Origin of the sequence: Bacillus rhizoplanae (assembly GCF_917563915.1) — a bacterium.
Classification (GTDB): Bacteria; Bacillota; Bacilli; order Bacillales; family Bacillaceae_G; genus Bacillus_A; species Bacillus_A rhizoplanae.
On sequence record NZ_CAKJTI010000003.1, the window covers coordinates 135,773 to 155,781 of the forward strand.

Below are 20,009 nucleotides of genomic sequence, written 5' to 3' on the forward strand. Positions count from 1 at the left end.
GCTCTTTCTTTTTTTGTATACTTTTTGCTATAATCAACCAAAATAGAGAAAGTGTGATTGTTATTTAGAAAACGGAGGATTTATAATGAAAGCTTTAAAAATCATTTTGCTTTTCTTTTGTGTCTTTTTTATAGCACAAACAGAAGGTGCTGCTGAAGAAAAGCGGTGGGCGTGGCCGGTAGAGGGGAGAATTAGCGATTATTTTGGAACGAGAAATGGAAAACATTTTGGGATTGATATTGCTGCACCGATCGGCACTTCAATAGCAGCTATGCAAGATGGTGTTGTAACAAGATCTTATTTTTCTGATAGCTACGGGCATGTTGTGTTTATTAAACATGAAGATTATGAAGCTGTATATGCCCATATGAATAAGCGACTTGTGAGAGAGGGAGATGCAGTTTTAAAAGGGCAAAAAATTGGTCAAGTAGGGAATACAGGACAATCGAATGGTGCTCACTTACATTTAGAAGTTCATAAAGGGGCTTGGACGATAGCGAAAACAAATGCAGTGAATCCGCTGCAAATGATTCAAGAAAAGCCTAATACGGTAGCATCTGCTTCTGTATATGTCGTGCAAAAAGGTGATACATTGATCAGTATTGCTAGGAAGTTTGGTACAACTGTTGAAGAATTAAAAGTGAAAAATTATTTGCAAAAAGATACAATTTATCCGTCGCAAAAATTACATATTAATTGAAAAAGAGCTAGGAAGACTAGCTCTTTCACTTGTTACCAAAAAATAAAGATACATGCAAATCCAGCAATTATTAAATAGCTATAATAATAAAACACTTTAGCTCGTGTTTTTTCTTTTGTTCTAAATAAGACAAGAGTAGGTTCAATAAGACCGATAGCAAAACAAAGAAGACCGAGCAGCATACAGCCGAGAGATAGCGAATACAAAGCAATTTGAATTTGAAATGGGAGAATCAATTTTAATAAAAATGCAATAAGCACAGTATAGCAAATAGTCCCAATATACATATTCAATGCTGTATTAGATCGATAACCAGGCAGTTTTTTTAAAAATGATCTGGAAACAATTTCTGTTTCTAGGGATGTATAAGTTTGAATAATTTTTTCTGCCTTTTTTCCTTGATGAAAAAGAGAAAGAATCCAATTTCGTTCTCCTTGAAAGACAAAATGAGTTTTTGTTAAATAATGATCAATTTTGACTTTTTTCCAGCTTTTCCATGGATGTCTTTCGCAAAGTCTTAGTTTACTGTCTGAATTTTTATCATATTGATATACACTAATGCCATCTTCATCAAAAGCAGCATAATATGTATCTCTTGAGAATTTACCTGAGTCAAGAGGACAATAGAACAGCAATTCCTTTTTTAAATAAAAGTATTCTTTGCGAAGATTTTTTTTCATAATTTCTCGAATAGGCAGTTTTTTTTCTTTACTCATGACATTTCCTCCATTGTAAGAAAATGCTGTTTTTCTTAACAATATCATATCTTATCACTTTCACGTATAAATGGCTAGAGAATTGTGGGTAAAAAAGAACAAACACGAAAATTTGTTCTTTTTTGTCATATTATTTACTTATTATTAGAATGGCATGCAATTATGAGAATGTGACTGGATAAAGAAAATTTCCCTCAGTGGAAGTTTTCTTTATCCCCGGCCTATCTTCTTCGCTTTTCTCTGCATCTTGAGGTGGGGGACTGCTAAGTATAGAAAGGTGTTGCACAATGTGAGTGAAAAAGAAGCATTTTCATTCACATTGTTTTAAAATTGTTGTATAATGATGTGGAAAATAGAATATCGGTCTATCTTCGGGGCAGGGTGAAAATCCCGACCGGCGGTGATGAACATGTATTTTTGTTCTAAGCCCGCGAGCCGTTAAGGCAGGATTTGGTGCGATTCCAAAGCCGACAGTACAGTCTGGATGGGAGAAGATGGAGGTTCGAGCGTTCAAAAAAGATAAATGTTTGAACGTCTGTTTGATGTGCCTAAAATTTCTCCCTTTGCGTTTCGGACGCGAAGGGTTTTTTCATACAAGAATATATTTAGGCATAGCAGAGCCTTTCCACTTTCCATGAGATGATCGATGGAAAAGGAGAGAGAAACATGAAACAACAGAAGAGTGTAGTACAAATGATGAGCGTTGCGATGCTAAGCAGCATTGCGTATTTATTAATGATGCTGGATTTTCCACTTCCAGGGCTGCCGCCGTTTTTGCAAATTGATTTTAGTGATGTCCCAGCATTAATTGCAGCCATTATTTTTGGGCCAATTTCAGGTGTAATTGTAGAAGGGATAAAAAACGTCCTGTATTATAGTATTCAAGGAGATTTAACGGGCGTACCTGTAGGAGAAGTGGCGAATTTTGTTGCTGGATGTCTCTTTATTCTTCCGGCATCTCTTTTATTCCGTAAACATCGCACAGTAAAAAGTTTAACAACAGGATTAATGTTCGGAACAATTATGATGACAGTAATTATGAGTGTATTAAATTATTTCATCATTTTTCCAGCTTACACTTGGTTCTTAGGTCAACCTGCTATGTCTAACGATGCAATGCGTCAAATAATTGTAGCGGGAATTTTACCTTTTAATATAATTAAAGGAATTATAGTAACAATTATTTTTGTTCCTTTATTTTCTCGATTGAAAGTATGGGTATTTGCGAAAATGAAAAATGCATAAATAGAAGGTTTTGCATCAGTGGAAGTTTTTCTGCTGATGTTTTTTTATCTCACATTAACGGGCAGTAAGACCCCCACTTCAAGATTGTGAGGAACTCGAAGAAGATAGGTGGGGGATAACTGCTGGCATACGCCCGATTGGTTCAACTAACCATCAGTGGGGGATGAAAAAAACCCCCACTGATGGAAGTTTCACTTTATTTCGCATAAGGAGCCGTAAGAGTCTGTTTGATGAGACTGATCACTAAATTTAGGATGAGTGACTAGTGAAAGTTGTGCTTCATAGAAGAAAATAAAGTGTAAAAAAATCCCCCTCATTATTTGAGGGGGATTTTTGAAGTCAACAATAAGACTATTCAAATTTTAATGCGTCACCGTCGAATGTTTCATCTGCCACTTTGATAGAGTCAGTTGGGCAACCTTCGAATGCATCCATCATATCATCAATTAATACATCTGGAATTTCAACGATACCTTTGTTATCGTCAAGTGTTACGAATGCAATGCCTTCATCATCGTAATCATAAATGTCCGGCGCAGCTGCTCCGCAAGCTCCACATGCAATGCAAGTATCTTTGTCAACGATTGTATATTTTGCCATTTTTGTATACCCCCTAAATAATATGTATATGTATATAAGAACACTGATGAAAAATTATAACCTTATTGTAAAACGGTTTTTGAAACTTTTCAATACAAAATTATAATGATAATTCTTATCAATTGAATGTGTCAACTAATTTCTATAGTTGTACATAAAATTTTAAAAATATCTAAATATGATGCATTTTGTTACAATGAAAGTAGAAGAAGCGTGAAAGGGTGGAAGAAGCGTTGCAGCTACAATATACCGTACTATACTGTTTAAAACAATTAAAAGGTGAACGAACGGTTTCTTCTATTTATCACCTTTTAAAAGGGAAACGTTCTTCACAAACATTGCAAGATGGGAATATGTTTCATCTTTCCTTTTTGTTTAGTGTACATAAATCTTTAAGACGTCATGATTATGATAAACAGATTGAAGCATTATTAAACAAGCAACTTATTACATGTGTGCATGAAAATACTTACATTTTATCTGAAATGGGAGAGAAACAAGTAAACGAATGGGGAAAATTCTTTTCTTTCCCGAAATATTTACACGGTTTGCAATACGGCGAACTTGGAGAGAGCTTTTGGAAAAGGTTATCCTTAATTGTGCAAACTGTATCTAATTTGCAACAGAAATATGTGAAATTCCTTCCAATTCAGCAAGATACAGAAATCACGATGTGGGTAAAACGATTTATTATGAACTCTCCTGTTTCAAGAGGACAATTAGCGGAACAGTTATATAAAGAAATAAATTCAATATTAATGTATGTTACCTCTCTAGAAGCAACCATTTTCGTATATCGTCTAACAGGATACCATCGTATTGGTTATACAATAGATCAACTTGGAGATATGATGAAGCAAGATGCGTTTCGAGTATATCTTTTATTTTGGGGAACGACTCATTTCATCATTCAACATGTACAAAATCATCAGCAGAATTTTCCGTTATTGGCACAAATTATTGCGTATCCGAATGAAAAAGCAGATTTATTTAGTATATCAACACAAAAAACATATCAACTATGGAAGCAAGGACGAACTATGGAGGAAATTGCTAGGATAAGAAAATTAAAAGTAGCGACAATTGAGGATCATATTGTAGAAATTGCATTGCGTGAAAAAGAATTTCAGGTGGAGCAATTTGTAGAAAAAGAAAAAATGAAACAAATACAGAAAATGATTGAGCAGTTACAAACGCGGAAGCTGCGAGTCTTAAAACAAACTGCTGGAGAGCATGTTTCCTATTTTGAAATTCGTCTTGTATTAGCGCGAGTAGGGGGATTACATGAAGCTTGAAGATGTTTTATATCAGTGGTTTGGGTACCGGACATTTCGGCCAGGGCAAAAGGAAGTCATTGCAGACTTATTAAATGGAAATTCTGTTGTAGCGATGCTGCCAACTGGAGGGGGGAAATCGCTCTGTTATCAGCTTCCAGGATTTATACAAGATGGAACGGTACTCATTGTTTCACCGCTATTGTCATTAATGGAAGATCAAGTTACACAGTTAAAATACATGGTGAAAAATCAAGTTATTGCCTTTAACAGCTTTCGAACAATGGCAGAGAAAAAAGAAGCTATGCGGCGGTTGCATTCCTATAAATTTGTATTCGTGTCTCCTGAAATGCTGCAATCAGATGTGTTGCTAAAAGAATTAAGGAAAATTCATATCTCTTTATTTGTTGTGGACGAAGCACATTGTATTTCTCAATGGGGATATGATTTTCGAACAGATTATAAAAAGCTAGATCAAGTTATTGCATCGATGGGCCATCCTACGGTTCTTGCTTTAACAGCTACTGCTACGAAAGAAGTATTACAAGATATTATTGAAAGTTTAAATTTGAAAGATGTGAGGCAGCACTTATATTCGATTGATCGTCCTAATATTGCTATGAAAGTAGAATTTGTACAAACCATTCAAAAGAAAAAAGAAGTGCTGTTATCTCATGTGAAATATTTACAAAGTCCTGGCATTATTTATTGTTCGAGTAGAGCTTGGACTGAACGTCTTGCAGCGTATTTAAGAAGTGAAGGGATTGCAGATGTTGCGCATTATCATGGTGGAATGGAACATGAAGAACGGATGTTAATTCAGCAACAATTTATGAATGATCAACTCCAGCTCGTTGTGTGTACAAGTGCATTTGGTATGGGAGTAAATAAGCAAAACACACGCTATATTATTCATTTTCATTATCCGACAAATATAGAGTCTTATTTGCAAGAGATTGGACGGGCAGGGCGAGATGGAGAGCCAAGCATTGCTATTTTGCTATGTAGTCCGCTTGATCATGAGTTGCCAATCTCCATTATTGAAGAAGAATTACCAAATGAACAACAAATACGTTTTTTATTTTCTTTATTACGAGAAACAATGTTTCACACCCAAGTATTACCGTTAGAAGGTGTAGAAGAAATTTGCTACAATACAGCAGGATTGAGTGAACAACATTGGCGATTTATTCGGTATCATTTTGAAAAGATGAAAATCATACAACGTAGAGAATTGATGATTGAATCCTTGTCAGATGAAGCGGAGCGGAAGTTAATTGCAGAAGTGAAAACTCGGCTTTATAATAAATACGGTCAACTAGAAACGATGAAAAAATGGATGCGACGAACAGATTGTAAAAGAGAAGCAATTCTTTCCCAGTTTGGATATGTAAAGGAAACGCAGCCGGAAAATTGCTGTGACTATTGCGGGATTCATATAGAAGATTATAAAAAAAGACAAGCGAGGCAACCTGTTTTCGACTATAATTGGGAAACAGAGTTACAATTGCTCTTCGGATTCAGAATGGAGGAATGATGGATATACGCAAGACAAGTATTGAAGACATGAGTCTAAAAGAAATCCGACTTAATTTATATATTACGCAAGCGATCATTATATGTATTGGAATCTTGTTAGCTTATATATTATTTCCGAGTATGGACGCATTTCTTGCTTTATGGAAATGGGATTTTTCATCTATTTTTCTAATAGGTGGCGGAGTAGCTTGTGTGATTGTTTTACTTGATTACATTGCGATGCATTTTTTTCCTGAATCGTGGTTTGATGATGGTGGGATTAATGATCGTATGTTTCAAGGAATGTCTGTTTTCCGCGTGTTCGCTGTCACCCTTTTAATTGGAATAGCAGAAGAATTTTTATTTCGTGGCGTGATACAAACGTATTTTGGTTTAATTTTTGCGAGTGTTGTATTTGCAGTTTTACATATTCGTTATATTACTAAGCCGTTTTTATTTTGTTTTGTATTGATGATTAGTAGTGTATTTGGTTTTGTATTTCAATGGACTGGTAATTTACTGATCACGATTTTTGCGCATTTTTTAGTCGATTTCATAATGGGATTGCAATTAAGAAAGCAAACGGAAGATGGTGGTGACCGATATGGCGAAGCAGACAACGGAGTTTGAAGAGAACATGAAAGAGTCAACGGAAAAAGAAGGAGAGGGTTTACCGCCGCGTAGTGAAGTTCATAAAGACAAGAAAAAATCAAAATTTAAAATAAAGCACTTTTTTGTTCGGATTTTAACATTATTATTTATTCTTCTTCCAATAAGTATTTTATGGTATACAGAGCGTTACATGGAGGGGAAGCAAGCGGAATCGAGTGCCAATTCTGAAAAAAGTGCATTTGAAGTTATTTCTTTTGATTCAAAAAAGAAAACCGATAATGAATCAAAGTCATCACCATCAGAGACATTTCAGTTTCATACAGTGCAAGAGGGAGAAACGCTCGAAGATATTGCAAAGAAATATTTTCCGAATGAAGATGGGAAAGCGATTATAAAGAAATATAATGAAGTAGCAGAAGAGTTAGAACCAGGGCAAGTGTTAAAAATTCCGAAGAAGCCAGAACCAAAACCGAAAAAATAAAGTGAACCTTCCATCAGCGGGAGACCTTACTGCCCGCGAATGACGGGATGAAGAAAAACCTTCTACAGAAGTAGAGGGTTTTTCTTCACTTGCTGGGGTGATGTGTTATTATGTGGTTAGATTTTGTTAAGAGGAAAGATGAGGAAAGTGTATGACATGGGGATTACTAGGTTGTTTCATATTATGCGTTGTGATTGTTTGCTTTGTTATGATGTATAGAGAAGCGATGCGTGATACATTGTTAGAACACACCGTATCGTTTGCGGAGTTTCCAATTAGTTTTGGAGAAGTACGCATTTTTTTTATTTCGGATATTCACAGAAGAACGATTTCTCAAACTTTAATACAGCAAGTGAAAGGGAAAGTAGATCTCGTTATTATAGGTGGAGATTTAGCTGAACAAGGTGTACCGCTAACACGAGTAGTTGATAATATTAAACGGTTAAATGAAATGGGACAAGTGTATTTTGTTTGGGGGAATAATGACTATGAAATTGATTTTCACGAATTAGACGCGTTGCTTCTTCAAAATGGAGTGAAAATTTTAGACAATACAGGGATCTTATTTGAATCAGAGTTTGGAGAAAAAATATGGTTACTAGGTGTTGACGATGTAAGTTTGAAACGTGATCGTTTAGATTTAGCATTAGCAGATTGTGAAGAAGAGGGATTTCGTATCCTTGTGAGTCATAATCCTGATATCGTATATAAATTAAATGGAACAGAAAATATCTCCTGTGTATTAAGTGGTCACACGCACGGTGGACAAATTCGGTTATTTCATTCTACACGTTTTTTGAAAGGTGGAATTTATGAATATCCACATACGACTTTGTTTGTAAGTAATGGTTATGGAACAACACTTGTACCATTGCGTTTTCGTGCTCCTGCACAAACGCATTTGATTACATTACAAAGAAAAGATTGACGTTGTTTTTTTAAGGTGGGAAGAGATATGCCAAGTTCAATAGGTAAATATAATATTAAAGTGGTGTCAAATATGCTCGGTATACATCCAGGAACATTGCGAGCTTGGGAAAGACGGTATCAAATCATTGCACCGAAGCGTAATAATGCTGGACACCGATTATATACAGAAGAACATGTTCAAATATTAAAGTGGCTTATTAACAAAGTGAATCAAGGGTTTACCATTGGACAAGCGGTTAGTTTATTAGAAAATAACCAATTACAAAATCACAATTTATCAGAAATAGAATATAATAAAGTAGAACTTTTAGTAGACGATATCCTTTATTCTTTGTTAAAATTTGATGAAATGCAAGCTCTCGAGTTACTGGATGAAGCTTTTAGTATTTTTTCTATAGATAAAGTGATTGCAGATGTGTTAATAAAATTGCTTGTAAGGTTAAAGGATATGCGCTTGAATGAAAAAATAACAAGTGCAGAAGAACGGTATGCGACTTCGTTTTTACGCTCGCGTATCGGAATGATGCATCATAGTATGCCCATTAATACAGGACTACCAAAGGTGCTTTCTATATGCGCTCCAGGGGAATTATGTGAACTTGGATTATTTATTTTTACAACATATTTGCGCCGAAAAGGTTATCCAGTAATCTATATTGGGACAGGCATAGAAGAAGTTGATATTGATGATGTAATCAAACAAGTAAATCCTAAAATCTTGTTTATTTCTTGTACGATAAAAGAAAATGTAATGACAAGTGTTCGGCTTGCAAAGAGATTACATGAACAATATGCAAACCTTTGTGTTGGGCTTAGCGGTTTTGCCTTTGAGTTTACTTCTGATGAAGAAAACGAAGAGACTCGTAACTGGTTTGTTGGGGATACGAAAGAAGAATGGGATGAATGGTTAAAAATGTCAGAATAGTTGTTCGGAAAGAACCATCTATTTTCTGTTTCATATAATAAAAATTAGATGCAACGGTTGCGTAAGGAGGTTACGGGATGAGGTTGGAACGTTTAAATTACAATAAAATTAAAATCTTTCTGACGTTCGACGATTTGTCAGAACGTGGACTTACAAAGGAAGATTTATGGAAAAATGCGCCGAAAGTACAACAACTGTTTCGAGATATGATGCAAGAAGCGAATAAAGAGCTCGGCTTTGAAGCGGATGGTCCAATTGCGGTAGAGGTGTTTTCGTTACAAGCACAAGGTATGGTTGTTATTGTTACGAAAGAAAATCAAGAGTCAGATACGGAAGAAGAATTTCAAGATGAATTTATTGAAATGCAAGTTACTCTTGATGAGAGCGAACATATACTATACGAATTTGCTTCATTGGAGGATGTAATTGCATTAGCGGGTCGTTTATATAGTCTTGGAGTAACAGGTGGAAAGCTTTATGCGTGGCAAAATCGTTTTTACCTATGGTTAGAAGAAGATTCTACTATGTTATTGAAAGAAGATATGATTGCCATTTTAGCAGAGTTTGGCAGCTCTTCTACAATTACAATTTATCGAATGATGGAATATGGAAAAGAACTTATGGCGAATGAAGCAATTGAGCAAATATATAAGTATTTTATCACAAAAGAAAACCTCAGCTAAGTGATACAGTTGAGGTTTTCTTTATGTAAAATATTTAATCATTATATAAAAAATATTAGTTTTTAACGTATTTCGCTTTTCTAAAAAGAATAAAAAGACTATAATGAAATTGAAAACGTTTGCAAAAAATAAAAAGGTTTGTATATATTTGTTAGCGTTTTCTCTTGCATTCCTATTTTAAGAGTGTATACTAGGCAATGAAGGTTTACTAAACAAGTGAAATTACAGGGGGTTTACTTACTATGGTAGCCGAAAAGGGAGCTCAAACACAAACACAAACACAACAAAGAGAACAACACTTCGAACTGTTGAATTCGACACAAATTGTTATTAAAGAAGCCCTAGAGAAATTGGGTTATCCAAACGAGGTATATGAATTACTTAAAGAACCAATTCGTATGATGACAGTAAAGATTCCAGTTCGTATGGATGATGGAACTGTTAAAATATTTACAGGATATCGTGCTCAGCATAATGATGCTGTTGGTCCAACAAAAGGTGGTATCCGCTTCCATCCAAATGTAACGGAAAACGAAGTAAAGGCACTTTCGATTTGGATGAGTTTAAAATGTGGTATTGTTGATCTGCCGTATGGTGGAGGTAAAGGTGGTATCATTTGTGACCCACGTGAAATGTCTTTCCGTGAGTTAGAAAGATTAAGCCGTGGCTATGTAAGAGCAATTAGCCAAATCGTAGGTCCAACGAAAGATATTCCAGCTCCAGATGTATTTACAAATTCACAAATTATGGCATGGATGATGGATGAATATAGCCGTATTGACGAATTTAACTCACCTGGATTTATTACAGGTAAGCCGCTTGTATTAGGTGGGTCTCATGGCCGTGAGACAGCAACTGCGAAAGGCGTAACGATTTGTATTCGTGAAGCGGCGAAAAAACGTGGTATTGACATTAAAGGTGCACGAGTTGTTGTACAAGGCTTCGGAAATGCAGGTAGTTTCTTAGCGAAGTTTATGCACGATGCGGGAGCAAAAGTAATTGCGATTTCCGATGCTTACGGTGCACTTCATGATCCAAACGGCTTAGACATTGATTACTTATTAGACCGTCGCGATAGCTTTGGTACAGTAACGAAATTGTTTAATAATACAATTTCAAATAAAGAATTATTAGAACTAGAATGTGATATTCTAGTACCAGCTGCAATTGAAAATCAAATTACAGAAGAAAATGCAGCGGATATTAAAGCGAAAATTGTTGTAGAGGCAGCGAATGGCCCTACAACGTTAGAAGCAACAAAAATTTTAACAGAACGTGGTATTTTACTTGTTCCAGACGTATTAGCGAGTGCTGGTGGCGTAACAGTTTCTTACTTTGAATGGGTACAAAATAACCAAGGTTACTATTGGACAGAAGAAGAAGTAGAAGCTCGTTTAGAAAAAGTAATGGTAAGCTCATTTAATTCTATTTACGAAACGGCGCAAGTTCGCAAAGTGAATATGCGTTTAGCAGCTTATATGGTTGGTGTTCGTAAAATGGCAGAAGCAAGCCGCTTCAGAGGTTGGGTATAAACCGCTTATTGATTATGCAAACCGCAATTTCCTGTAAAGGAAGTTGCGGTTTTTTTGTAGTTATATTATAAGATAAAATGAAACTTTCATTAGGGAGTTTCTCACCCTGACGGAAAGCTCTCACCAATCAGGCTCTTACTGCTCACAAGTAGCGATAGATCCAGCGAAACGGGTAGATGAATTAGAGAAGCGAATTGTGGATTTAAAAAAGAGACTAGAAGAAAAAATAAACGAACAAAATCAGGCCTTTTAGATACTATGGGAAGTATTTCTCCCGCATTAACGGACAGTAAGCCCCCCACCTCAAGAGTGAGAGAGAAGCGAAGAAGATAGGTGGGGGATAACTGTCCGTAAAAGCCCGATTGGTTCAACTAACCATCAGTGGGGGATGAAAAAACCCCCACTGATGGAAGTTTCACTTTATCTCTCTGTTGTTTGGCGCATTATTAGACCAGTCATTGCGGCTACAATGGTATTAATTGCATTGCTTATGAGTTACATGAATTTATCCCGGTATTTGCGGACAGACCCTTACCTCAAGATTTAGAGAGAAGCGAGGAAGATGGGGGGATAAAAATACCACTGATGGAAGTTTCAGTTTATAAAAAAACAAAAAAGAACACTTGTTCCAACAGAACGTTTGTGCTATACTCTTCTTAGATAGAAACACGGAAACAAAATAAAGTGGAACTTCCATCGGAATCCTTGATGGAAGGCTCTCACCAATCGAATAAAGGAGAGATTAGAATGAAAATGACTGCACAACAACGTTTTGTAATGCCAACAAATGTAATGGAACGAGTTGAAATTTTACCCAAAAAGCATGTGAAACGCTCTTCCTTCCTACATACAGTGAATTGTTTCTTTGGGTTAGAAACGAAGCAAGATGAAATTTGGTTTTATGGTTTTTATACGGTGGCAGTAAGTGTGCTATTGTTTATGATATTTGTTTCGAATATGATGGATTTTCTGTTTTCATAATAATGTTTGCGTTAGAGTCACATCATCTGAATACATATAAGATTAGGAAGGTGATTTTATAAGAGCGGAGATGATGTGAATGGCGAAGTTTCCTATACAGCGAAATTATATTAAACACGGAGGCTCTCGATCTGGAATTCGACTTTCAAAAGTTCGTTTTATTGTCAGTCATGATACTGGAAATCCCGGCAGCAATGCGGTTGGGAATCGAGATTATTTTAATGAAGTGCAACCGAAAGCTTCAGCTCATACATTTATTGATGATAAAACTATATTAGAGATTATTCCAATCAATGAGGTAGCCTACCATGTTCGGTACAACGTTCCGACAGATAATGAAATATTTGGTTACAATGCTAATAGCGCAGCGATCGGTGTTGAACTTTGCTACGGTGGAAATATAAAATTTTGGGATGCGTATACACGTTTTACTTGGTATCATGCGTATTTGTGTCACAATTTTGGTTTAAATCCAAGGAAAGCTATCGTTTCGCATAAAAAGCTTGACCCTGCTCGTAAAATTGATCCGGAACATGTATTAAGTAATCAAGGTATACCTTTTCGACAGTTTTTAGCGGACGTCTATCGCATGTACGTATCGTATAGATGACAAATATATGAAAAATGAATACAATAAAGATAGGTGCCTACTGTTGAAAGTAGGTTTTTTCTTGTTTTGTAATTTTTTGTTTGGATAGAGAGCAGAAGACTAGGAGATGAGCTTTATATGCAAAAAGAAACAGCGATTATTATCGGAGGCGGGCCATGTGGATTAGCAGCAGCGATTGCCATGCAAAATGTTGGGATTAATCCACTTGTCATTGAAAAAGGAAATATTGTTAATGCAATCTATAACTACCCAACACACCAAACATTTTTTTCTTCTAGTGAAAAACTAGAAATTGGTGGAGTTGCTTTTATTACAGAAAACCGTAAGCCTGTTCGGAATCAAGCATTAGCATATTATCGAGAAGTAGTGAAACGGAAACAGGTACGTGTGAACGCTTTTGAACGAGTAGAAGAAGTACAGAAAGAAGAGGGTTTCTTTCTTGTTAAAACAGTAAAGAGTGACGGTAAACAAGAAAAATACAAAGCAAAATACGTTATTATTGCAACTGGGTATTATGATAATCCTAATTATATGAATGTTCCTGGAGAAGAGTTAGAAAAAGTGGCGCATTATTTCAAAGAAGGACATCCCTATTTTAATCGCGATGTTGTAGTAATAGGGGGAAAGAACTCAAGTGTAGATGCGGCATTAGAACTTGTAAAATGCGGAGCGCGTGTGACGGTTTTATATCGAGGACAAGTGTATTCTCCAAGTATTAAACCATGGATTTTGCCAGAATTTGAAGCGTTAGTTCGTCAAGGTACGATAAAAATGGAATTTGGTGCACATGTAAAAGAAATTACAGAACATACAGCCACGTATACAGTAGGAAACGAAGAGTATACAATTTCAAATGATTATGTCTTTGCCATGACAGGCTATCATCCAGATCATGGTTTTTTAACGAAAATGGGCGTAGAAATTGATTCTGAAACAGGAAGACCACTGTATAAAGAGGAAACGATGGAAACGAATGTGGAAGGGATTTTTATTGCTGGTGTAATTGCTGCTGGTAATAATGCGAATGAAATTTTTATAGAAAATGGTAGATTTCATGGAGACGCGATTGTGAAAATCATTGCAGAGCGAGAACAGTAAAATTTATTAATGAATGGTGACAAATGAAAAACACCTCCGTCTAATTCGTAGCTTTAGGAATGCGAATTAAGGAGGTGTTTTTTTGTTACAATTGTATATTAATGTTTAAACATAGCTTGAATCTCTATTTGTTCTTTTGTTACTTCTAGCCCAACAAGCAGCTTAATACGTGCTTTTTGAGCATTTAAACCATATGTGAAGATAACGCCCATGTTTTTCAATTGTTTACCGCCACCCTCATAAGAATATACATCTTGAACAATGCCGTTGAAGCAGCGAGAAACAAGAACAACTGGAATATCTTTAGCTATTAAACGTTGCAGTGCAGGAAGTGTGCGTGGCGGTAAGTTTCCTTGTCCAAGTGCTTCGATGATAATTCCATCAACCGGTAGCTGTTCAATTGCAGCTAATAACGTATCATCCATACCTGCATATGCCTTTAATACGACAACATTTTTTGTAATTTGTGTAACGGCATATTTTTCGTGATGTACTAATGCTTGGTGAAAGACAACGCCGCGCTTCGTTACCATTCCAACTGGCCCATATTGTGGACTTTGGAATGTTGCTACGTTACTTGTATGTGTTTTTGTCACATTCGTTGCACAGTGAATTTCATCGTTTAATACGACAAGGACACCTTTTCCTTTTGCTTCTTCACTACTAGCAACTTTAACTGCTGATAAAAAATTATATAAACCGTCCGCACCTAATTCATTACTTGAACGCATTGCTCCTGTCACGACAATTGGGACATCGGCTTGTACAGTCAAGTCAAGAAAATAAGCTGTCTCTTCCAACGTGTCTGTTCCGTGTGTAATAACAATTCCTTGCACGTTATCGTTCTTAACCTTCTCGTCAATCATGACTTGCAATTGCAGCATTTCATTTGGTGTCATGTGAGGAGATGGAAGATGAAAGACATCTTCAACAATTAAATCGATATCTTCTTCTAAATTTGGAATGAATTTTAAAAGTGGATTTTGCGCGCCAGGTTGAACAACCCCAGTTTCTTTATCTTCTTCCATCGCAATTGTTCCACCTGTGTGTAAAACAAGAATTTTTTTCAATGCCTTTACCCCTCTCCAATCAATGAAAATACATTAAGAACATAACATGATTTGACTGAATTCGACAATGAAAAAGTATAAAACTTATAAGAGATTATCACAATGAAAATAAAGTGAAACTTCCGACAGTGGGGGGGCTTCATCCCCACTGTTGGTTAGTTGAACCAATCGGACGTATGCCAGCAGTTATTTACAATCTATCTGCTTTGTTTCCTCAAAATCTTGAAGCGGGAGTTTTGCTGACAAAAAGTAGCGAGATAATAAGTAAAAGGAGATGTGGAGTTTGAAGAAAATAGAGAAGATTTTAATTCGTTTACTTATTGGACAATGTCTTTGTCTATGTATTGTCCAATTACTTTTAACCCAAGAGCATATAGCGAAATATGTATCAAAAGTTGTATATTATGAAGGAGTAACAAAAGGGGTTATGACAAATATTTTAGAGGTGAATCAATAGCTTTTTCATTTGCTTCTAAGAAGGATTATGCTACAATAGTTGAGGACTTGAAACGGAATAAAGTGAAACGATTATTAGTAGGAGAATTTTTCTCCACGTCGATCGTTAATTCAATCAATCAATCAGGCTCTTACTGCCTGTTAATGCAAAGTGAAACAATCATGAGAGAAGCAGGGGGGACGTACCTGCTTTTCCTTCTGTTTTTATAAGTGAAAAATGGGGTGTTACAATGGATAAACGAATTTCGATTGCAATTGATGGCCCTGCAGCTGCAGGAAAAAGTACGGTTGCCAAAATTGTTGCTAAAAAACTTTCTTATGTTTATATTGATACGGGTGCAATGTATCGCGCAGTAACGTATGCGGCACTGCAGCAAAGTGTTGATATTGAAAATGAAGAAAAGTTAATGGAAGTCATAAAAAATATAGATATTAAATTTCAACATAGAGAAAATGTACAACTTGTTTTTTTAAATGGACAAGATGTGTCAGAAGTGATTCGCACACCAGAAGTAACAAATCGTGTATCAATTGTGGCAAGACATCGTCTCGTTCGTGAAGAAATGGTACGTCGTCAGCAAGGGTTAGCAGAAAAAGGCGGCGTTGTTATGGATGGCCGCGATATTGGAACGCACGTATTGCCGAATGCGGAAGTGAAAATTTTCATGTTAGCTTCTGTTGAGGAACGAGCAGAGAGAAGACATTTAGAAAATACTCAAAAAGGATTTACATCTAATTTAGAACAACTAAAAGAAGAAATTGCGCGCCGTGATAAATTAGATTCTGAACGTGAAGTGTCTCCGTTAAAGAAAGCCGAGGATGCAGTTGAATTAGATACAACATCTTTATCTATTGAAGAAGTAGTTCAAAAGATTATGGATATTGTATCGGTAACGTTCGCAAAATAAGGGAAGAGGATAGCCTCTTTCCTTATTTTTGTTTCTTGAAACATACGATTCTTCCTGTTAATTAATGAGACAATTTCCTTGACAAATCCATCGATTTGTTAGAAGTTAGTAAAAGAGGGTATTTTCTAAATATTTTACATACATGCAAATGGAAGCTATTGTTTCCATTTCGTATATACATAAAGATGCTTTGACATTTCAGTAGGGAGGTATTTCCATGGTAGAAAAAATGAATGAAGAAGTTGTCGACACAAAGGCATTACAAGTAGGTGACATTGTTACAGGTACAGTAACAAAGGTCGAAGAAAAGCAAGTATTTGTGAATGTTGGGTACAAAACTGATGGTGTCATTCCAATTAGTGAATTGGCGAATGTCCATATTGAAAAAGCGGGCGATGTTGTAGAAGTAGAACAAACTCTTGAATTAAAAGTAATTAAATTAGAAGATGATGATCTAGTGTTATCTAAACGTGCTGTAGATGCAGAAAAAGCATGGGAAGTATTACAAGGGAAATTTACATCAGGTGAAGTATTTGATGTAACAATCAAAGATATCGTTAACGGAGGTCTAGTTGTTGACCTTGGTGTGCGTGGTTTTATTCCTGCTTCACTTGTAGAAGTGCATTACGTCGAAGATTTTACTGATTATAAAGGGAAAACATTAGCAGTAAAAATTGTAGAATTAGACCGTGAGAAAAATCGTGTTATTCTTTCTCATAAGGCAGTCGTAGAACAAGAGTTAGATACGAAGAAAAAAGCAGCGGTTGCTTCTTTAAAAGAAGGCGATGTTGTAGAAGGAACGGTACAACGTTTAACTGATTTCGGAGCGTTTGTAAATGTTGGTGGTGTGGATGGTTTAGTTCATATTTCACAAATCTCTCATGACCGTGTAGAACAACCAGCTGATGTCTTAACACAGGGACAAACTGTAAAAGTAAAAGTTTTATCTGTTGATGCTGATACACAGCGTATTTCTCTATCTATTAAAGCAGCGCAGCCAGGCCCTTGGGGGAATGTTGCAAATCAAGTAAAAACAGGCGATATATTAGACGGGAAAGTAAAACGCCTTGTTACTTTCGGAGCGTTTGTTGAGATTCTTCCTGGTGTAGAAGGGCTTGTACATGTCTCACAAATTGCAAATCGTCATGTGAAAAATCCGAATGAAGTATTAGAAATCGGAAAAGACGTGAAAGTAAAGGTGTTAGAAGTTCATTCAGAAGAAAAGCGTATTTCCTTAAGTATAAAAGAAGCGCTTGAAGAAAATAATGTAACAGAAGATTACAGTAAATATGAACCAGCTTCTGATTCTGCAACATTCCAATTAGGTGATATTATTGGAGAACAGCTAAAAAAATTAAAGAAATAATGAGGGATATGTGTGGTAAGAGCAAAGCGTAAATTAGAACATATTGAGTATGCTCTTTCTACCGGACAGTCTCGTACACATGGCTTTCGTGACATTGCTTTTGTTCATCAAAGCTTACCAAATATAAGTTATGAAAGTATATCATTTCAAACGGAAATCGGCGAACTTTCTCTAAGTTCGCCGATTTTTATCAATGCGATGACTGGTGGTGGCGGAGAGCACACACTACATATTAACGAACAACTAGCCTGGGCGGCGCATCAGCATCAGCTTGCGATGGCTGTCGGTTCGCAAATGGCAGCGTTAAAAGATCCTCAAGAAGCTGCATCTTATAAAATTGTGAGAAAAACGAATCCGAATGGAATTGTTATTGCAAACTTAGGAAGCGAAGCAACAGTAGAACAAGCACAGCGAGCTGTTGATATGCTTGAAGCAAATGCATTGCAAATTCATTTGAACGTTATTCAAGAGTTGACAATGCCAGAAGGCGATAGAGATTTTACAGGTACATTAGAGAGAATCGAACAAATTGTAAAGTATTCTTCTGTTCCTGTTATAGTAAAAGAAGTTGGTTTTGGTATGAGTAAAGAAACGGTAGAGAATTTAGCCAATGTTGGTGTTTCTACTATAGATATTGGCGGTTATGGCGGCACGAACTTTGCTGCGGTTGAAAATGAAAGAAGGCAGAGAGTGCTTCCTTATTTCAATGAGTGGGGCATTCCGACTGTTTCGTCTTTAATTGAAGCATCCTCTATACAAAAAAACCTCTCTATTATTGCATCGGGTGGTATTCAAACAGCACTTGATGTAGCGAAAGCATTAGCATTAGGAGCATCGGCTGCGGCATGTGCTGGCCATTTTTTACGAATACTGATAAATGAAGGTATTGAGAAATTAATAGAAGAAATAGAATTACTACATAGAGATTTGCAGTTTATAATGACAGCGCTGGGGGCGCGAACAATCGCTGAGCTTCAACGAGTGCCGATTGTTATTAATGGTGATACATACCATTGGCTTATCCAGCGTGGGATTGATACAACAATATATAGTAAGCGCTGAACGAACTCTATCTAGGGGGTTTTTGGCGAAGTAAAAATAAAGTGAATCCTTAACGCTGTATTTTTTGCATTCTGCACTGGTAGCCAGCTCTGTTAATTGGTTTTTTATCCTGCATTAACGGACAGTAGGACCCCCCACCTATCTTTGAGGCGTGGGGGTCTTACTGTCCGTAAAAGCCCGATTGAGCGGGCTTTCCATCAGTGGGGGATGAAGAAAACCTCCACTGATGGGAGTTTCACTTTATTGTTTGATAGAGCAAGGGAAAAATCAACCGTTCGGTTGTTTTTTTGTTTATAAGATACATCTTTGAATTTCGAGGCAGAAATCTTACTGCTCATTAATACCGAGTAACAAAGTAACAGCCAACGACACGTTGGCTGTTTTTGTTTTAATGTTGATTTTGTTTTCGCGCTTGCTCCGGTGTATCGAACCCTGTTGCGCCCGGATATTGTAGTGACTGACTGCGATCAGATTCTACACGTCGCGATTGTTTCAATTTTTTTTCTTGACGATCTTTACCCATGGTGTCCCCACCTCCTTAGTACAAAGTGTTGCTGTTATTTTTAAAAATATGCAGCTGTGGAACAGGATTATTTTTCATGAAAAATCCCCATAATGGAAATAATAGGAGGTGATAACGTGGAAGGAAGTTATTTTTATTTTTTAGCGTGGATGGGATGGATTGTTGCAACATTTTTTTTGAAAAAAGATACGTTTAGACTTTGTGTTAGTGCTGCCATTTTATTATTTATTAGTTGTTCGCAAACAGTGATTTCAATTTCTTCTTTTACAATCTCAGTAAATGCTCTTTTGCTGGGCGGAATTTCATTTGTTGGAATTGCAGTATATTCAGTATGGAAAAAAATCTATACTTTACTTTGTGCGCTTATAATTGCAATGCTATATACAAGTTTTTCTTTAATAGAATTATACGATCCAATTTGGATTGTCATAAATCGTACATGGATGCTGAGTGGTATTCTCGTTTATACATCTATTTTATTGCATCGAGACCGTCTATTACGTATATGGGGATTATATGTAGGGGTTTTGCAAGGTGAGTTGTTTGTAGCTTTTGTCTTAAAGAACTTCAATTTTCCGTATCAACTGGGAAGCTTGCAGTTTTTTAATATGATTGCTGTGTCCACAATGTTCTTTAGTCTTCTATATGGCGTTGGAAAAATAATGACATACACAGGGCAATTTAAGCAAAAACAAGTGAAGGAGGGGCAAGGGTAGTTT

At 36.3% G+C, this 20,009-nt stretch carries 22 protein-coding genes and 1 riboswitch; of the genes, 18 read left to right on the top strand and 4 right to left on the bottom strand.

Going from position 1 to position 20,009, the window contains the following annotated elements; genetic code table 11:
* The first annotated feature begins 85 nt into the window (after positions 1-85).
* Positions 86-700, top strand: a complete 615-nt coding sequence (locus LRP84_RS04520) for a peptidoglycan DD-metalloendopeptidase family protein (protein WP_230573989.1) — start codon at positions 86-88, stop codon at positions 698-700.
* A gap of 32 nt (positions 701-732) precedes the next feature.
* Here the strand turns inward: LRP84_RS04520 and LRP84_RS04525 are convergent, their stop codons facing one another.
* Complete coding sequence (locus tag LRP84_RS04525; RefSeq protein WP_230573990.1) at positions 733-1,416, bottom strand: hypothetical protein; 684 nt, start codon at positions 1,414-1,416, stop codon at positions 733-735.
* Positions 1,417-1,779: 363 nt separating this feature from the next.
* Positions 1,780-1,916: riboswitch (FMN riboswitch) on the top strand.
* 166 nt (positions 1,917-2,082) lie between these two features.
* Here LRP84_RS04525 and LRP84_RS04530 point away from each other — a divergent pair.
* The gene (locus tag LRP84_RS04530) at positions 2,083-2,661 is read left to right on the top strand and encodes an ECF transporter S component (protein ID WP_230573991.1); all 579 of its coding nucleotides are present in this window, start codon (positions 2,083-2,085) and stop codon (positions 2,659-2,661) included.
* Positions 2,662-3,012: 351 nt separating this feature from the next.
* Here LRP84_RS04530 and LRP84_RS04535 read toward each other — a convergent pair whose 3' ends face one another.
* Positions 3,013-3,261 (bottom strand): ferredoxin, encoded by a 249-nt coding sequence (locus LRP84_RS04535; protein ID WP_230573992.1) that lies wholly within the window; start codon positions 3,259-3,261, stop codon positions 3,013-3,015.
* 233 nt (positions 3,262-3,494) lie between these two features.
* On the opposite strand from LRP84_RS04535, the gene LRP84_RS04540 reads away from it, so the two are divergent.
* From LRP84_RS04540 to LRP84_RS04590, 11 genes are all read left to right on the top strand, one after another.
* Positions 3,495-4,556 carry a YpbB family protein gene (locus tag LRP84_RS04540; RefSeq protein WP_230573993.1) on the top strand — a complete coding sequence of 354 codons (1,062 nt, stop codon included), beginning with the start codon at positions 3,495-3,497 and terminating at the stop codon, positions 4,554-4,556.
* Positions 4,546-6,072, top strand: a complete 1,527-nt coding sequence (locus tag LRP84_RS04545; protein WP_230573994.1) for a RecQ family ATP-dependent DNA helicase — start codon at positions 4,546-4,548, stop codon at positions 6,070-6,072. The genes LRP84_RS04540 and LRP84_RS04545 overlap by 11 nt, the downstream gene beginning before the upstream one ends.
* Entirely contained in the window at positions 6,069-6,683 is a 615-nt protein-coding gene (locus LRP84_RS04550; protein WP_437438758.1) for a CPBP family intramembrane glutamic endopeptidase, read from the top strand. The genes LRP84_RS04545 and LRP84_RS04550 overlap by 4 nt, the downstream gene beginning before the upstream one ends.
* The gene (locus LRP84_RS04555; RefSeq protein ID WP_230573996.1) at positions 6,658-7,146 is read left to right on the top strand and encodes a LysM peptidoglycan-binding domain-containing protein; all 489 of its coding nucleotides are present in this window, start codon (positions 6,658-6,660) and stop codon (positions 7,144-7,146) included. The genes LRP84_RS04550 and LRP84_RS04555 overlap by 26 nt, the downstream gene beginning before the upstream one ends.
* Before the next feature lie 151 nt (positions 7,147-7,297).
* Complete coding sequence (locus tag LRP84_RS04560) at positions 7,298-8,074, top strand: metallophosphoesterase (protein WP_230573997.1); 777 nt, start codon at positions 7,298-7,300, stop codon at positions 8,072-8,074.
* Positions 8,075-8,101: 27 nt separating this feature from the next.
* On the top strand, positions 8,102-9,001 hold the full coding sequence (locus tag LRP84_RS04565; RefSeq protein WP_230573998.1) for a MerR family transcriptional regulator: 900 nt from the start codon (positions 8,102-8,104) through the stop codon (positions 8,999-9,001).
* A 77-nt stretch (positions 9,002-9,078) separates the two neighbouring features.
* The gene (locus LRP84_RS04570) at positions 9,079-9,684 is read left to right on the top strand and encodes a genetic competence negative regulator (protein ID WP_230573999.1); all 606 of its coding nucleotides are present in this window, start codon (positions 9,079-9,081) and stop codon (positions 9,682-9,684) included.
* A gap of 242 nt (positions 9,685-9,926) precedes the next feature.
* On the top strand, positions 9,927-11,216 hold the full coding sequence (gene gudB / locus LRP84_RS04575; RefSeq protein ID WP_230574000.1) for a Glu/Leu/Phe/Val family dehydrogenase: 1,290 nt from the start codon (positions 9,927-9,929) through the stop codon (positions 11,214-11,216).
* Between the two features lie 747 nt (positions 11,217-11,963).
* On the top strand, positions 11,964-12,197 hold the full coding sequence (locus LRP84_RS04580) for a DUF3961 domain-containing protein (protein ID WP_230574001.1): 234 nt from the start codon (positions 11,964-11,966) through the stop codon (positions 12,195-12,197).
* A 79-nt stretch (positions 12,198-12,276) separates the two neighbouring features.
* On the top strand, positions 12,277-12,807 hold the full coding sequence (locus tag LRP84_RS04585; RefSeq protein ID WP_230574002.1) for a peptidoglycan recognition protein family protein: 531 nt from the start codon (positions 12,277-12,279) through the stop codon (positions 12,805-12,807).
* Positions 12,808-12,924: 117 nt separating this feature from the next.
* Entirely contained in the window at positions 12,925-13,905 is a 981-nt protein-coding gene (locus LRP84_RS04590; RefSeq protein ID WP_230574003.1) for a YpdA family putative bacillithiol disulfide reductase, read from the top strand.
* A 98-nt stretch (positions 13,906-14,003) separates the two neighbouring features.
* Here LRP84_RS04590 and LRP84_RS04595 read toward each other — a convergent pair whose 3' ends face one another.
* Positions 14,004-14,975: an asparaginase gene (locus tag LRP84_RS04595; RefSeq protein WP_302850568.1), complete on the bottom strand. Its 972-nt coding sequence runs from the start codon at positions 14,973-14,975 to the stop codon at positions 14,004-14,006.
* Between the two features lie 283 nt (positions 14,976-15,258).
* On the opposite strand from LRP84_RS04595, the gene LRP84_RS04600 reads away from it, so the two are divergent.
* The 4 genes from LRP84_RS04600 (at position 15,259) to fni (ending at position 18,767) form a co-directional block, all read left to right on the top strand.
* On the top strand, positions 15,259-15,432 hold the full coding sequence (locus LRP84_RS04600) for a DUF5359 family protein (RefSeq protein ID WP_098309426.1): 174 nt from the start codon (positions 15,259-15,261) through the stop codon (positions 15,430-15,432).
* Between the two features lie 229 nt (positions 15,433-15,661).
* Positions 15,662-16,339, top strand: a complete 678-nt coding sequence (gene cmk, locus LRP84_RS04605) for a (d)CMP kinase (protein WP_230574004.1) — start codon at positions 15,662-15,664, stop codon at positions 16,337-16,339.
* 217 nt (positions 16,340-16,556) lie between these two features.
* Positions 16,557-17,705 (top strand): 30S ribosomal protein S1, encoded by a 1,149-nt coding sequence (gene rpsA / locus LRP84_RS04610; protein WP_230574005.1) that lies wholly within the window; start codon positions 16,557-16,559, stop codon positions 17,703-17,705.
* Between the two features lie 12 nt (positions 17,706-17,717).
* Positions 17,718-18,767 carry a type 2 isopentenyl-diphosphate Delta-isomerase gene (fni, locus tag LRP84_RS04615; RefSeq protein ID WP_230574006.1) on the top strand — a complete coding sequence of 350 codons (1,050 nt, stop codon included), beginning with the start codon at positions 17,718-17,720 and terminating at the stop codon, positions 18,765-18,767.
* 388 nt (positions 18,768-19,155) lie between these two features.
* Here the strand turns inward: fni and LRP84_RS04620 are convergent, their stop codons facing one another.
* Positions 19,156-19,290 carry a YpzI family protein gene (locus LRP84_RS04620; RefSeq protein ID WP_098309423.1) on the bottom strand — a complete coding sequence of 45 codons (135 nt, stop codon included), beginning with the start codon at positions 19,288-19,290 and terminating at the stop codon, positions 19,156-19,158.
* A 116-nt stretch (positions 19,291-19,406) separates the two neighbouring features.
* On the opposite strand from LRP84_RS04620, the gene LRP84_RS04625 reads away from it, so the two are divergent.
* Positions 19,407-20,006: a YphA family membrane protein gene (locus LRP84_RS04625; protein WP_230574007.1), complete on the top strand. Its 600-nt coding sequence runs from the start codon at positions 19,407-19,409 to the stop codon at positions 20,004-20,006.
* Positions 20,007-20,009: the final 3 nt, after the last annotated feature.